The following is a 15,392-nucleotide window of genomic DNA, read 5'->3' on the forward strand; positions in this document are numbered from 1 at the left end:
GCTCACTCCTATAATTTTGCAACTTGAACTAAGTTAGAATGTTGAGGATTACCTTTGGCTAAAGGTGAAGGACGTTGTGTTGTGAGTACATTTACACAACCACCATGGTCAATACCATTACTATCTGGGGCATACCAGCCACCTTCACTCAACGCTACTACTCCAGGAATAATACGTGGGGTAACTTTTGCATTGATATGAACTTCACCACGATCATTAAAGATTCTCAGCATATCGCCATTTTTAATACCTCTTTGCTCAGCATCAATAGGATTAATCCAAACCTCTTGCGGATTCGCTTCTTTTAATACATCTACATTACCATAGGTAGAATGGGTACGAGCTTTATAATGAAAACCACATACCTGAAGCGGATATTTTTCCATTAATGGATCACCGTAATGTTCAAAGCTGTCCACATGAATTGGAAGTGGATGAATAACCTCATCTTTATTTAATTTCCAAGTTTTAGCAATTTCGACTAAACGCTCAGAATAGATCTCAATTTTTCCTGATGGTGTTGCTAGTGGATTTGCTTCTGGATTATCACGAAAATCTTTATAGGCGATATAAAAACCTTTTGGATCTACTTTTTTAAAAATTCCCTGTTTTCTAAACTCTTCAAAACTTGGTAATTCAGGAAGATGATCTCTTGACTGTTCATAGATATAGCGTAACCATTCTTCTTGTGTACGTCCTTCCGTAAATTTCTCTTTTACACCTAGTTTTTCAGATAAATCACTTAACATATCGTAAATATTACGACACTCAAATGGTGGTTTTACTACTTGATCAGCAAAAATAACGTAATTCATATTAGAAGTGAAAGCATCTAAGCAGAAATCCATTTGCTCTGATGTCGTGCAATCAGGTAACAAAATATCGCTATATCTCGCTGTTGATGTCATATGATTATCAATCGTAATAATCAACTCACATTTCGTATCATCTTGTAAAATTTCATGAGTACGGTTAATCTGTGCATGTTGGTTAATTAAGCAATTACTCGCATAATTCCAAATCACTTTAATTGGTGCTGTTAAACGCTCAACACCACGAATACCGTCTGTTTTATCTGTCATTTCTGTTGCACGAATAATTGCATCAGTCCAAAGAAACATTGGAATACTTGCTTTCACAGGGTTTGTCAAAGTTGGCATGCGCACAAAAGGAATTCCATAAGAGCTTTCTCGAGCACCTGTATTCCCTCCACTAATTCCTGCATTGCCAGTTAAAATTGGGAGCATTGCTATCGCACGAGAAAGAATTTCACCATTACTACGGCGTTGTGGTCCCCAGCCTTGTGAAATACAAGCAGGTTTTGTTAAACCAATTTCACGAGCTAATTTCACAATACGCTCAGCAGGAATACCTGTAATTTTGGCTGCCCATTCTGGTGTTTTAGCAATACCATCTTCACCTTGTCCTAAAATATATGCTTTATAGTGGCTATTTTTAGGCGCATTTTCTGGTAATGTTTTCTCGTCATAACCCACACAATATTTATCAAGGAAATCCTGATTAACTAAATTCTCCATAATTAATACATAAGCTAATCCCGAAACTAATGCCGCATCTGTACCAGGACGAATAGGGATCCACTCATCTTCCTTACCTAAAGCTGTATCGGTATAACGAGGATCAATAATGATCAATTTTGCATTAGATTTAGCTTTTGCTTGCTGAATACAATAAGTTAACCCCCCACCACTCATTCTTGTTTCAGCTGGATTATTGCCAAATAAGACGATTAACTTGGAATTTTCCATATCAGCCATGCCATTACCTAGTGCCCAACCACCGCCGTAGGTATAATCCAGTCCAACTGCAATTTGTGCTGTACTATAGTCACCATAATGGTTTAAATAGCCACCAACACAATTCATTAAGCGAGCAACCATTGTTGAACCTGGAGGCCAAGATTTGGTCATCGTTCCTCCAAGAGTACCTGTACCGTAGTTTAAATAGATACTTTCATTACCATACTCTGCAATATTTTTCTTTAAAGATTTCGCAATTATTGTTAATGCTTCATCCCAAGTGATGCGCTCAAATTTCCCTTCACCTCGCTTACCAACTCGTTTCATTGGATATTTTAAGCGGTCAGGATTGTAAACTCGTCGGCGCATTGAACGCCCACGTAAACATGCTCTTACTTGATGATCAAGATTATAGGTTTCAGTTCCCGTATTATCGGTTTCTACATAAGCAATTCGGTCGTCTTTAACGTGCATACGCAATGCACAGCGACTACCGCAATTTACAGTACATGCACTCCAAACAATTTTTTCATCATTTGTATTATTTACTACAATATTTTCAGATTTAGCAGAAAAAGGAAGAGATAAACTTGAAGCAGCAGCCACCGTTAAACTGGTTGCTGACGCCGTTTTTAAAAAATCACGACGATTTAATTTTGGATTAAAATCACCCATATAATTTCCCCCACGAAAATTAACTGGTTATAGTTTAACCTTTATGAGGTAGATAAATATTGATACATATCAATATTTATTAATGTTAATAAAATCAACAAGTTAAGTAATAATAGGAATTGTTTTTGATTAGATTTATGGCAAGTAAAATTTTTGGCGGAGGGTCATGGGAGTTGAACCCACCCAGGACTGCTGGCAGCCCTAACAGGATTTGAAGTCCTGCCGCATCACCGGATACGACGACCCTCCATTTTGTGCTGAGAACTTTAGCTTAAATAGAGTGATTATTCAAGTAATTAAATCAAGGATAGCTTAATTACAAAATAAAACTTAAAATATAAACAAGATGACGAGATAAAAAAGGAAAGAAAATGACCGCACTTTTTCAACAACTGCCTTCTGTAGATAAAATACTTAAAACAGAGCAAGGAGAACAACTGATTCAAACCTTTGGGCATACTGCTGTGGTGAACTGTTGCCGTCATTTACTCTGCCTAGCTAGAGAAGAAATAAAATCTTCTCAAACTATACCGCACTTTTTTAGCTCATTTGATAACACCATCACAGAGATCCAAAAGCATTTAACTAACCAACAACAAGTGCAAATTCAGTCTGTACATAACCTGACTGGTACGGTTTTGCATACTAATTTAGGGCGTGCTTTATGGTCTGAAGCAGCACAACAAGCCGCTGTTACGGCAATGAGTCAAAATGTCGCTTTAGAATATGATTTAGACGTTGGAAAACGAAGTCATCGAGACAATTATATTAGCGAGTTAATTCATCAACTCACTGGGGCAGAAGCGGCTTGTATTGTGAATAATAATGCAGCTGCGGTATTGTTAATACTTTCAACCTTTGCTCAAGGCAAGGAAGTCATTATTTCTCGCGGAGAACTGATTGAAATTGGCGGTGCTTTCCGTATTCCTGATATTATGGCTCAAGCAGGTTGTAAATTAGTTGAAGTAGGAACCACGAATCGCACGCATTTAAAAGATTATCGCAACGCAATTAACGAAAATACTGCATTTTTAATGAAAGTTCACACCAGCAATTACCAAATTTGTGGATTCACCAGTGAAGTATCAGAACAAGAATTAACAGAACTAGGCAAAGAGTTTAATATTCCTGTCATCACAGATTTAGGTAGCGGAGCCTTAACAGATTTATCTCAATATAATCTGCCTAAAGAACCAACTGTTCAAGAAAATCTTGCTCAAGGTGTGGATTTAATCTCTTTTTCAGGGGATAAACTCCTTGGTGGTCCACAGGCTGGTATTATTGTAGGTAAAAAAGAGCTCATTCAACAACTACAATCACATCCGTTAAAACGTGTTTTACGTTGTGACAAAGTGATTCTTGCAGGCTTAGAAGCCACCCTACGGTTATATTTGCAACCAGAAAAATTAGCGGAAAAACTCACCAGTTTGCATTTACTCACACAACCTATTGAACAATTAACTCAGCAAGCAGAACAATTAAAAGCAACATTAGAAACACTACTAAAAGATGATTTTTCCCTACAAATCGAATCAAGTTCAGCGCAAATTGGCAGTGGTTCTCAACCAATGGCAAAAATTCCATCAATTGCGGTGACTATTTCGGGAAAAAATAATGGAAAATTAACCGCACTTTTAGCTCGTTTTAAATCTTTATCAACACCAGTAATTGGCCGTGTAGAAAATAATAAAATTTGGTTGGATTTACGTAGCCTAGCAAATATTGAAAAGTTATTAACAACCTTAAAAGAATTATCTGCTTAATATAGGAAAACATCATGATTATCGTCACATCAGGTCATGTTGACCATGGTAAAACAGCGCTTTTACAAGCATTAACAGGTTCAAATACCGCACATTTACCAGAGGAAAAGAAACGTGGGATGACCATTGATTTAGGTTATGCCTATTTACCTGTGCAAGATCGAATTTTAGGTTTTATTGATGTTCCTGGTCATGAAAAATTTCTTGCTAACATGTTAGCAGGCTTAGGTGGCATTCATTATGCTATGTTAATTGTAGCCGCAGATGAAGGTATTCAAGCACAAACAGAAGAACATTTAGCCATTTTACATTTACTGCAAGTGGAACAGATAATGGTAGTACTCACAAAATCTGATCGTGCTAATTCACAACAAATCGACGATCTTATTCAAAAAATAAAACAAGATCATGCTTTTTTAGCTCATAGTCGTTTTTTTATTACTTCAGCTAAAACCAGTGATGGCATTGAAGAATTACGAGATTATTTATTAACCTTGCCAAATATTGCAGATCAAAACAAACCATTCCGTTATGCGATTGACCGCATTTTTACTGTCAAAGGTGCTGGTACCGTAGTCACAGGCACAGCATTTAGTGGTAAAGTTAAAATTGATGATGAATTATATTTATCTAACGGTGAAAAAGTCCGTATTAAAAATATCCATGCACAAAATAGCCAAAATAATGAAGGTATCGCTGGTCAACGTTTAGCATTAAATATTAATACTGATTTAGACCGCACTTTGATTGAACGTGGTGATTGGTTATTTTCTCAAGCGCCATTAGAACCGACAGATCGTATTACAGTAGAAATTACCGCTGAAAATCTTCTCACCGAAAGTCAACCAGTTCATGTTTACCATGCAGCCACACGTACTACAGGTAAATTAACTTTATTAACACAAAAATCACTTGCGCCGAGTCAGCAAGCAATTGCCGAACTGATGTTAGATAAACCGTTGTTTTTAGCTTATGGGGATAAATTAATTTTACGTAGTGCTGATGCCAAACAATTAGTCGCTGGAATAAAAGTGTTAGAAATTAATTCACCAAAACGACATAAACGTACTGAACAACGTCTCGCTTATTTAGCTCAACTACAACAAGCAAAAACCGCTGCAGAAAGAATAAGTTTATACTTACAAGAAAAGGCTGTGGAGGCACGACAAATAGCTTGGATTGAACAACTTCAAGAAGTACAACTCAATGAAATTATTCAACAAAATGGTGAAGTTCAATTCCAAGAATGGTGTTTCAATGCTGACTATCAACAACAGAAAATTTTTGAAATTCTGACCGCACTTGCTGAATATCACGGCCAACATGCCGATCAATTAGGGTTAGGTAAGGCACGTTTATATCGTATGGCTGCGCTTAATCAACCTGAAAAGCTGATTTATCATTTTATCGATGAATTAGTTGAAAAGGGTAAATTACAACAAACTCGTGGTTGGCTACATTTGCCTGAGCATAAAATTCAGTTCTCAACAGAAGAAAGAGGGTTATGGCAATTAGTATTAGCTGAGTTCGAAAAACAAAATGGCCAAGCTATTTGGGTTCGAGATATGGCAAATACTCTTGGTTATGAAGAAAATTTAATGCGAAATTTCATGTATAAAGCAGGTAAATTAGGTTTTTTAACTGCTGTTGTGAAAGACCGTTTCTTTCTCACTGAAAATATTTATGGCTACGCTCGTTTAATTAAACAATTAGCGGATAATAATGGTGCGATTACCGTAAACCAATTACGGGATGAATTACAATTTGGTCGTAAGTTAGCAGTACAATTAATGGAATATTTCGATCGATGTGGTTATTTACGGCGTAAAGGTAATGTGCATATTTTACGTGATAAAGACGTTTTTGAGCAGTAATACCTCTTTACAGGTAAAAAAACGATAAAAAAACTTGACTAAAACGTTTCAATAAATAAAATTAATAGCTCTGTAAAATTTATTAATACAGATGTAAAATTAATATCGTTATAATATACGATATTTCCCCTATAAAAAATTAGGAGCTTAATATGTCAGGCTTATTTGAACAAACTCCTGCAAATCGTCGTCGTTACGGTTTAGCAGTATTCATCGGTATCATTGGTGGTATCATTTCAGCTTTTGTTAAATGGGGTGCAGAACATCCATTTCCACCACGTAGCCCAATTGATTTATTCTCTGCGGCATGCCCTCAACCAGTACTAGATGCTTTAAATTCTGGATCTATCGTAATGGATCAAGCATTACAACAATGTTCACGTGCATTCTTAAATCCTCCACATGTCTTCTTGCGTGACTACATGGGTATCGATCCAACAGAAGCCGTATTCACATTTGCTGATTATGCATTTAACTGGATTGGTGTAACTCACATCATCTTCTCTATTGTATTTGCTGTAGGTTATGGTTTAGTGGCTGAAGTATTCCCTAAAATTAAATTCTGGCAAGGTATCGGTGCAGGTTTAATTGCATGTGTCGTGGTTCACTATATTGTTTTCCCTGCAATGGGCTTAGCACCAGCTGTAGCTGAATGGCCATGGTACGAACACGTATCTGAAATTTTAGGCCATATTTTCTGGTTCTGGACAATCGAGGTGATTCGTCGCGATTTACGTAATCGCATCACTCATGAACCCGATCCTGAAGTTTCATTAAATCAAGCATATCGCTAATTTAATCAAAATAAAAAACCCGATACATGTCGGGTTTTTTATTATCTCAAATTAATCATTAAAGACAGTTAAAATATCTAAAGGGTAACTTTCACCTTTAAGGTAATCCTGTAATGCTTCTATCACTAATGGATTACGTGCACATTGACCTTCTTGTTGAATATAATCCTTGAATTCCTCTAAAGTCAGCCAAAAACCTTGTGTAATATCGGCATCATGAGGCGTAATATCTAACCATTCTTCTAACTCTACAGCAAATACAAAACGTAAATAATCTTTTTGGCTACGAGGAGCGTGCCACTGATAGATTTTTACTAAAGATTGCATCTCTGCTCTAATCCCCGTTTCTTCATAAAGTTCTCGACTGGCGCCTTCCAGAATACTTTCATTTTCTTCTAAATGACCAGCAGGTTGATTTAAGGTTCGTTTACCATATTCAATTTCTTCTACAAATAAAAATTTACCTTTGCAATGTACAATACAAGCCATCGTCACATGAGGTTTAAGCATAAATTTTTCCTTTTTTTACCGCACTTTTTATCATAAGTAATCACTTACTTAATGCTGAGTTTTAAATTTTTATATAAATAGATTAATTCTGATTCAGAAAGTTGATAATATTCGCCATGATTAAGCTGTTCTACAGTAAACCCTGCGGTAGCATAACGAATTAAACGTAATGTAGGAAAGCCAATATAAGCCGTCATACGACGAACCTGACGATTTTTACCTTCACGAATACCAATCTCTAACCAACTCGTTGGAATACTCTTACGTTCACGAATAGGTGGATTTCTCGCCCACAACCAACTTGGTTCAGCAATCATTTTTACTTTTGCTGGTTTTGTCAAACCATCTTTCAGTTCAACGCCTTTACGTAGCTTATCTAAATCTTGTTCTGTCGGCTTACCTTCTACTTGCACAAGATAGGTTTTTTCCATTTTAAATTTAGGATCGGCTAATCGATGTTGAAGTTCACCATTATTGGTTAAAATAAGTAATCCTTCACTGTCGCGATCTAGACGCCCTGCGGCATAAACTTGTGGAATATGAATAAAATCCTTTAAGGTTTTGCGGCTATTTTCATCAGTAAACTGCGTCAGCACATCAAAAGGTTTATTAAAAAGAATAACTTTAGTTTCTGCAAAAGTAAGTGATTGCTTATTTTTATTTCCTTGTGAACGATTTGGATTAGAGCTTAACCCTTTAGATAATGATTGATGAAGATTAACTCTATTTGATGGTTTAAATTTCATATTATTCTAAATCAAAGAAAAAGTGCGGTAGAATTTACCGCACTTTTTATCGTTGAGTAAAAATTCTATTAATCATAAAGATAATTACCATCTTTAATATGATGTAATATTACTGAATTAACAAGTGGGATTATTCACTATCTATATTACTAAAAATAGCTTTAAATGTGAGATATAAATTTTTATTTTATCGTAAAAACTTAAATAACCCTGCCGCAATCAAAACAAAAAACCACCCTAAGGTGGCTTTTAAAATTTATCAGAAAAATTAACGTTTTGATTTTACAAGTTTTTCTGTTAATTCGTAAGCACGAAGTTTTGCAAGTTCTTTTGAAAGTTTTGCTACCAATAAATCATGATCAGCATCTGTATGACGAGCCACGATATTTTCTTCAGCTTTACGTTTCGCATTTAAGATACGTTCTTGATCTAAGTCTGTACCACGAATCGCAATATCAGCTAACACCGTTACTGTTGTTGGTTGAACTTCTAAAAAACCTCCAGAAACATAAATAACTTCTTCGTTACCATTTTCCAAAGTTAATTTCACAATACCTGGTTTAATTGCTGTTAATAACGGCATATGTCCAGGTAAAACGCCCAATTCACCTTCAGTACCAGTTGCTTGAATGCTTTTTACAACACCTTCAAAAATTTTTTTCTCTGCACTTACGATAGTTAAGTTGAATGTTGCCATTGTTTTCTCCTTCAGGAATGAATATTCACTTGAAGTGATTACATATTTTTGGCTTTTTCGATAACTTCGTCGATTGAACCTGCCATATAGAACGCTTGTTCTGGAATATGGTCATATTCACCATCTAAGATACCTTTGAAACCACGAATAGTTTCTTTCAATGGTACATATTTACCTGGTGTACTATTGAACACTTCAGCAACAAAGAATGGTTGTGATAAGAAACGTTCAATTTTACGTGCACGTGCTACCACTAATTTATCATTTTCAGATAATTCATCCATACCTAAAATTGCAATAATATCTTTTAACTCTTTATAACGTTGTAAGATACCTTGTACGCCACGAGCGACATCATAGTGCTCTTGACCAACAACTAATGGGTCTAATTGACGTGAAGTTGAATCTAATGGGTCAACCGCTGGGTAAATACCTAAAGATGCAATATTACGGCTTAATACCACTGTTGAGTCTAAGTGAGCAAATGTTGTGGCTGGCGATGGGTCAGTTAAGTCATCCGCTGGAACATAAACCGCTTGAACAGAGGTAATAGAACCTGTTTTAGTTGAAGTAATACGTTCTTGTAATACACCCATTTCTTCTGCAAGCGTTGGTTGGTAACCTACAGCTGATGGCATACGACCTAATAACGCTGATACTTCGGTACCTGCTAAGGTATAACGATAAATATTATCTACGAAGAATAATACATCACGACCTTCATCACGGAATTTTTCAGCCATAGTTAAACCAGTTAAAGCAACACGAAGACGGTTACCTGGTGGCTCATTCATCTGACCATAAACAAGTGATACTTTGTCGATAACATTTGAATCTGTCATTTCATGATAGAAGTCATTCCCCTCACGAGTACGCTCACCAACACCAGCAAATACTGAGTAACCATTGTGCTCAGTTGCGATGTTACGGATTAATTCCATCATATTAACTGTTTTACCTACACCAGCACCACCGAATAAACCAACTTTACCACCTTTAGCAAATGGGCAAATTAAGTCAATAACTTTGATACCAGTTTCTAATAATTCAGTACTGTTTGATTGTTCTTCATAGCTTGGTGCTGCACGATGGATTGCCCATTCTTCTTCTGCACCAATCGGACCACGTTCATCTACGGGTTCACCTAAAACGTTCATGATTCGACCTAAGGTTTTTGTACCTACAGGTACAGAAATTGCTTTGCCTGTATTACTTACGCTTAAACCACGTTTTAAACCGTCAGATGTACCCATTGCAATACAACGAACTACACCACCACCTAATTGTTGTTGAACTTCAAGTGTTAAACCTGTTTCAACTTTTAATGCGTCGTAAACTTTTGGTACTGCATCTTGTGGGAATTCAACGTCGATTACCGCACCGATAATCTGTACTATTTTTCCTGCTGACATTACCGTTCCTCTAATTTAGTTAAATTGCAGCTGCACCAGCAACAATTTCATTTAATTCATTTGTGATACTTGCTTGACGAGCTTTGTTATACACTAATTGCAAGTCATTAATTAAATTACCTGCATTATCTGTTGCTGCTTTCATTGCTACCATTCGAGCAGCTTGCTCTGAAGCTAAATTATCAACCACTGATTGATAAACTTGAGATTCTAAATAACGAGTTAATAAGCTATCAAGTAATACTTTTGGCTCTGGCTCATATAAATAATCCCAACTTTGCTGTCTTGCCTCTAGGTTATCATTCTCTAATTCTGGTAATGGAACTAACTGGTTAACCGATGGTTTTTGAGACATTGTATTAATGAATTTATTATATGCAATATATATCGCATCAAATTCACCTTTTTTATGTGCATCAAACATACCATTAGCAATACCAATCAAATCTTCAACTGCTGGGGCATCCCCTAAACCAGAATGTTGAACTCTGATAGTTAAGCCAAGTGAACGGAAGAATGCAATGCCTTTTGAACCAATAAGACCAAGTTCAACACCAACACCTTGTTCTTTCCATTTTTTTATCTCAGAAAGTACTGATTTAAATAAATTAATATTTAAACCACCGCACATTCCACGATCACTTGAAACAACTAAAATACCCACTTTTTTAATTTCACGATTAATTAAAAATGGGTGTTTATAACCTACACTAGCTTTAGACACGTGGCTGATAACATTACGTATTGTTTCAGAATACGGACGAGAAGATGCCATACAATCTTGCGCTTTACGCATTTTCGAAGTAGCAACCATTTCCATTGCCTTAGTAATTTTTTGTGTACTTTGTACACTGGCAATTTTGGTTTTTATCTCTTTTGCACCTGCCATGTTATATCTCCGTTTCCGTTATTACCACGTACTATTAGCTTTAAAACTATCCAAAATACCTTTCAATGATTCTTTAATTTCATCATTGTAGTTACCTTGTTTGGTAAGTTCTTGCATAAATTCAGCGTTATTACGGTTTGCATAATCTAAAAGTGCGGCTTCAAAAGATAAAATTTTATCTTTTTCTACATCTTCTAAATAACCAAATTCAGCGGCAAATAAAACTACAGCTTGTTCAGCAACTGATAATGGTGAGTATTGTTTTTGTTTCAATAACTCTGTTACTTTTTCACCATGAGATAACTGTTTACGAGTTGCATCATCTAAATCTGAAGCAAATTGAGCAAATGCAGCTAATTCACGATATTGAGCTAATGCTGTACGAATACCACCCGCTAATTTTTTAATCAGTTTTGTTTGTGCTGAACCACCAACACGTGATACAGAAATACCAGGGTTAACCGCTGGACGAATACCTGCATTAAATAAGTTAGATTCTAAGAAAATCTGACCATCAGTGATGGAAATTACGTTAGTAGGAACAAACGCTGAAACGTCACCAGCTTGTGTTTCAATAATAGGAAGAGCGGTTAAAGAACCTGTTTTCCCTTTAACTTCACCATTAGTAAAACGTTCTACGTATTCTTCATTAACTCGAGCAGCACGTTCAAGTAAACGTGAGTGTAAATAGAATACATCACCTGGATAAGCTTCACGACCTGGTGGACGACGTAATAATAATGAAATTTGACGGTAAGCTACAGCTTGTTTAGATAAATCATCATAAACGATTAATGCATCTTCACCACGGTTACGGAAATATTCACCCATTGCACAACCTGCATATGGTGCTAAATATTGTAATGCTGCAGATTCTGAAGCTGATGCAACAACCACGATTGTATTTGATAATGCACCATTTTCTTCTAATTTACGTACTACGTTAGCAATAGTTGATGCCTTTTGACCAACAGCTACATAAATACATTTAATCCCAGAATCTTTTTGGTTAATAATAGCATCAATTGCTAATGCTGTTTTACCGGTTTGACGGTCACCGATAATTAATTCACGTTGGCCACGACCAATTGGAACCATTGAGTCAACTGCTTTATAGCCTGTTTGTACTGGTTGATCAACGGATTTACGATCGATAACACCTGGAGCAATGACTTCAACTGGTGAGAATCCATCATTTTGAATTTCACCTTTACCATCTATAGGTTGACCTAAAGTATTTACTACACGACCTAATAAACCACGACCAACTGGAACTTCAAGAATACGACCTGTACATTGAACTTCCATACCTTCGGCTAAATCGGTATAAGGTCCCATAACCACAGCACCAACTGAATCACGTTCTAAGTTAAGTGCCATAGCATATACATTGCCAGGTAATGCTATCATTTCACCTTGCATTACATCGCTTAAACCATGAATACGAATAATACCATCATTCACAGAAACGATTGTACCCGTGTTACGAGCTTCGCTCACAACATTGAACTGAGCAATGCGTTTTTTAATCAATTCACTAATTTCAGTTGAATTTAGTTGCATTTTTTATTCCTCTTATAATTGCAATTCGCTAGCAAGACGAGTTAATTGACCACGGCTTGAACCATCAATAACCATATCATCTGTACGAATGATAACTCCTGCAATAAGAGAGCTATCTACGCTGCAATTTAATTTAACTTTACGAGCAAGTTTTTTCTCCATTGCTACAACAATTTTTTGTTCTTGCGTTGCATTCAATGGTTGAGCAGAAATAACTTGAACTTCAGCAGTTGCATTATGATCTTCTACATAAGCTTGGAATTCTTTTAAAACTGCTGGAAGCACAGTTAAACGCTTATTTTCAGCCATTAACCGAATAAGATTTTGCCCATATTGATCAAGTTGTTCTCCACATACAGCAATTACAGTTTCACTAAGTTTTTCAGCTGAAAGAGAACTTGTTAAAAATTCTTTAATCACACTATTCTCGGTGACTTCAGTAGCAAAAGTTAACATATCTGTCCATTTTTCTACTGCATTATGTTCAACTGCAAAATCAAATGCTGCTTTGGCATAAGGACGAGCTATTGTAGTTAATTCTGACATAAGCCCAACCTTCTTATAGTTCTGCAACTAATTTATCAATAATATCGTTGTTCGCTGCTTCATCCACAGAACGACCAACAATTTTCTCAGCGCCAGCAATAGCTAAAGATGCAACTTTTATACGTAATTCTTCTTGAACACGTTTACGTTCAGCTTCAACTTCTGCATAACCTTGTTCAATAATTTTAGCTTTCAGAGCTTCAGCTTCTACTTTAACTTCGTCTAATACTTCATTACGACGTTTATTAGCTAAATCTAAAATTTCTTGTGCTTGAATTTTAGCCTTAGAAATTTCTTGTTCAGCTAATATTTGAGTATTAGCTTGCTCTTTTTTAGCTGCTTCAGCTGAGGCTAATGCATTAGCAATTGTACTTTGACGCTCTTCAATTGCTTTAATAATTGGAGGCCAAACAAATTTCATGCAAAACCATACAAAGATGATAAATGCAATTGTTTGACCAATTAATGTTGCGTTGATATTCACAACGGCACCTCCCTTATAAGTTGGTTATTTACTCGATAATTTGAATTATACAGAGTAGTCCGTTTTAAAATTAACCCAACAATGAAGCAAATGGATTTGCGAATGCAAAGTATAAACCAATACCAACAGCGATCATCGCAATTGCGTCTAATAAACCTGCAACGATAAACATTTTAGTTAATAATGAATTCGCTAATTCAGGTTGGCGAGCAGCAGATTCTAGGTATTTACCACCTAAAATACCAAAGCCAATACCTGTGCCTAATGCGGCAAATGCAAGCATAATAGCTGATGCGATGATTGTTGCACTGATTACAGTTTCCATAGTTTTCTCCAGTTTGATTGAAAATAGCCTTTCAGCTGTTTGTTATTTAAAGTTTAAGTAAAATTAATGCTCTTCAGATTTATTATAGGCAATTCCTAAATAAACGACTGTTAACATCATAAAAACGAACGCTTGTAATACAATAACTAAAATATGGAAAATTGCCCAAGCCAGTTGTAAAGGAACACCTAAACTAGCTACAAACATATTTGCACTATACATTACGGCAATTAAAATAAAGATTAATTCCCCAGCATACATATTACCGAAAAGACGTAATGCCAATGAAATAGGCTTAGAAATTAAGGTAACAGATTCCAATAATAAATTAACAGGAACAAATGCAATGTGATTAAATGGGTGCATAGTATATTCTTTAACAAAACCACTTACACCTTTGGATTTCAACGTATAGAAAATAATCAAGAAAAATACACCAATAGCAAGACTGAATGTAATATTCATATCAGCTGAAGGCACTGCACGTAAATGATGAATACCTAACATTTGTGCAACTTGAGGTAAATAATCTACAGGTACTAAATCGATCAGGTTCATTAAGAAAACCCATACAAAAATAGTTAATGCTAATGGAGCAACTAATGTGCGATTTCCCGTAAAATTTTCTTTTACTACACCATCAATCCACTCAACTAACATTTCTACTAAACATTGCAATTTACCAGGAACGCCTTTATTCATATTTTTAGCAACTTTATAAAAAATAGCTAAAAAGATTATACCTGTTAAACAAGTAAAAAATAATGAGTCAATATTGAATGACCAAAACCCTTCATTTGATGTCAAAAATGTAAGGTGATGTTGAATATATTCAATCGAAGTTTGAGATGAACCTTCAGCAGACATATATGTATCCTACGAATTGTTGATAAATCGTTTATTTTTAAAAAATTATTTACTATTTAATAATGCAGGCAACAGATTATTTAATACAATAAAAATAAAATAACCTAAAAAAAGTGCCATACTTTTTAGTGCAAAAAAGTAAAATGCAATAATGAATAATATTACTGTTAATACTAATTTTAAAACTTCACTTTGATAAAGCACTTTGACTTTATTTTCAACAGGTTGATTTCCTTTTAAATATAAAGCATAACCTATAAAAGCCATTTGAGGTAAAACAGCAATTAATGCACCAAATAAAAATGAAAACACCTGTTCTGTAAAACAAAAATAGGTAATCCATGTTCCAATAAAAATAAAAAAAAACTCAATCAGAAAAGTTTTTTTATATACGTTTTTTGTTTGTATAAAAACTGATGACATGTTTTGATTTATTTACTAGTACACAGAGAGTTTAATTATACGGACTAATTTTAGCAATGCAATC

15 protein-coding genes and 1 tRNA gene are annotated in these 15,392 nt (G+C 35.4%); 3 read left to right on the forward strand and 13 right to left on the reverse strand.

Annotated features, from left to right (window positions below; genetic code table 11):
• Positions 1-8: 8 nt before the first annotated feature.
• Together HMPREF1052_RS06890 and HMPREF1052_RS11255 are read right to left on the reverse strand one after the other, a co-directional pair.
• Positions 9-2,435, reverse strand: a complete 2,427-nt coding sequence (locus tag HMPREF1052_RS06890; RefSeq protein WP_005760843.1) for a DMSO/selenate family reductase complex A subunit — start codon at positions 2,433-2,435, stop codon at positions 9-11.
• Positions 2,436-2,589: 154 nt separating this feature from the next.
• Positions 2,590-2,684, reverse strand: a tRNA-Sec gene (locus HMPREF1052_RS11255).
• Positions 2,685-2,806: 122 nt separating this feature from the next.
• Here HMPREF1052_RS11255 and selA point away from each other — a divergent pair.
• The 3 genes from selA to HMPREF1052_RS06905 all read left to right on the forward strand — a co-directional run bounded on the left by selA (position 2,807) and on the right by HMPREF1052_RS06905 (position 6,866).
• Positions 2,807-4,198: an L-seryl-tRNA(Sec) selenium transferase gene (gene selA / locus HMPREF1052_RS06895; RefSeq protein WP_005760916.1), complete on the forward strand. Its 1,392-nt coding sequence runs from the start codon at positions 2,807-2,809 to the stop codon at positions 4,196-4,198.
• Between the two features lie 14 nt (positions 4,199-4,212).
• Entirely contained in the window at positions 4,213-6,072 is a 1,860-nt protein-coding gene (gene selB / locus HMPREF1052_RS06900) for a selenocysteine-specific translation elongation factor (protein WP_005760866.1), read from the forward strand.
• Between the two features lie 152 nt (positions 6,073-6,224).
• Positions 6,225-6,866 (forward strand): YagU family protein, encoded by a 642-nt coding sequence (locus HMPREF1052_RS06905; RefSeq protein ID WP_005760748.1) that lies wholly within the window; start codon positions 6,225-6,227, stop codon positions 6,864-6,866.
• A 51-nt stretch (positions 6,867-6,917) separates the two neighbouring features.
• Here the strand turns inward: HMPREF1052_RS06905 and HMPREF1052_RS06910 are convergent, their stop codons facing one another.
• From HMPREF1052_RS06910 to HMPREF1052_RS06960, 11 genes are all read right to left on the reverse strand, one after another.
• A complete protein-coding gene (locus HMPREF1052_RS06910; RefSeq protein ID WP_005760948.1) occupies positions 6,918-7,376 on the reverse strand; it encodes an NUDIX hydrolase in 459 nt (152 codons plus the stop codon).
• Positions 7,377-7,420: 44 nt separating this feature from the next.
• Entirely contained in the window at positions 7,421-8,122 is a 702-nt protein-coding gene (locus HMPREF1052_RS06915; RefSeq protein WP_005760807.1) for an rRNA large subunit pseudouridine synthase E, read from the reverse strand.
• A gap of 268 nt (positions 8,123-8,390) precedes the next feature.
• On the reverse strand, positions 8,391-8,819 hold the full coding sequence (locus HMPREF1052_RS06920) for a F0F1 ATP synthase subunit epsilon (RefSeq protein ID WP_005760832.1): 429 nt from the start codon (positions 8,817-8,819) through the stop codon (positions 8,391-8,393).
• Between the two features lie 38 nt (positions 8,820-8,857).
• A complete protein-coding gene (gene atpD / locus HMPREF1052_RS06925) occupies positions 8,858-10,231 on the reverse strand; it encodes a F0F1 ATP synthase subunit beta (protein WP_005760759.1) in 1,374 nt (457 codons plus the stop codon).
• 19 nt (positions 10,232-10,250) lie between these two features.
• Entirely contained in the window at positions 10,251-11,120 is an 870-nt protein-coding gene (gene atpG / locus HMPREF1052_RS06930) for a F0F1 ATP synthase subunit gamma (protein WP_005760899.1), read from the reverse strand.
• Positions 11,121-11,141: 21 nt separating this feature from the next.
• Positions 11,142-12,683: a F0F1 ATP synthase subunit alpha gene (gene atpA / locus HMPREF1052_RS06935; protein ID WP_005760792.1), complete on the reverse strand. Its 1,542-nt coding sequence runs from the start codon at positions 12,681-12,683 to the stop codon at positions 11,142-11,144.
• A gap of 12 nt (positions 12,684-12,695) precedes the next feature.
• Positions 12,696-13,229: a F0F1 ATP synthase subunit delta gene (gene atpH, locus HMPREF1052_RS06940; protein WP_005760848.1), complete on the reverse strand. Its 534-nt coding sequence runs from the start codon at positions 13,227-13,229 to the stop codon at positions 12,696-12,698.
• A 13-nt stretch (positions 13,230-13,242) separates the two neighbouring features.
• Positions 13,243-13,713, reverse strand: a complete 471-nt coding sequence (gene atpF, locus HMPREF1052_RS06945) for a F0F1 ATP synthase subunit B (RefSeq protein WP_005760731.1) — start codon at positions 13,711-13,713, stop codon at positions 13,243-13,245.
• 70 nt (positions 13,714-13,783) lie between these two features.
• Positions 13,784-14,038 (reverse strand): F0F1 ATP synthase subunit C, encoded by a 255-nt coding sequence (atpE, locus tag HMPREF1052_RS06950; protein WP_005760745.1) that lies wholly within the window; start codon positions 14,036-14,038, stop codon positions 13,784-13,786.
• Positions 14,039-14,101: 63 nt separating this feature from the next.
• On the reverse strand, positions 14,102-14,905 hold the full coding sequence (gene atpB / locus HMPREF1052_RS06955) for a F0F1 ATP synthase subunit A (RefSeq protein ID WP_005760871.1): 804 nt from the start codon (positions 14,903-14,905) through the stop codon (positions 14,102-14,104).
• A 45-nt stretch (positions 14,906-14,950) separates the two neighbouring features.
• Positions 14,951-15,328: an ATP synthase subunit I gene (locus HMPREF1052_RS06960; protein WP_040596396.1), complete on the reverse strand. Its 378-nt coding sequence runs from the start codon at positions 15,326-15,328 to the stop codon at positions 14,951-14,953.
• Between the last annotated feature and the right edge of the window lie 64 nt (positions 15,329-15,392).

It is taken from the genome of Pasteurella bettyae CCUG 2042 (genome assembly GCF_000262245.1).
GTDB lineage: Bacteria > Pseudomonadota > Gammaproteobacteria > Enterobacterales > Pasteurellaceae > Basfia > Basfia bettyae.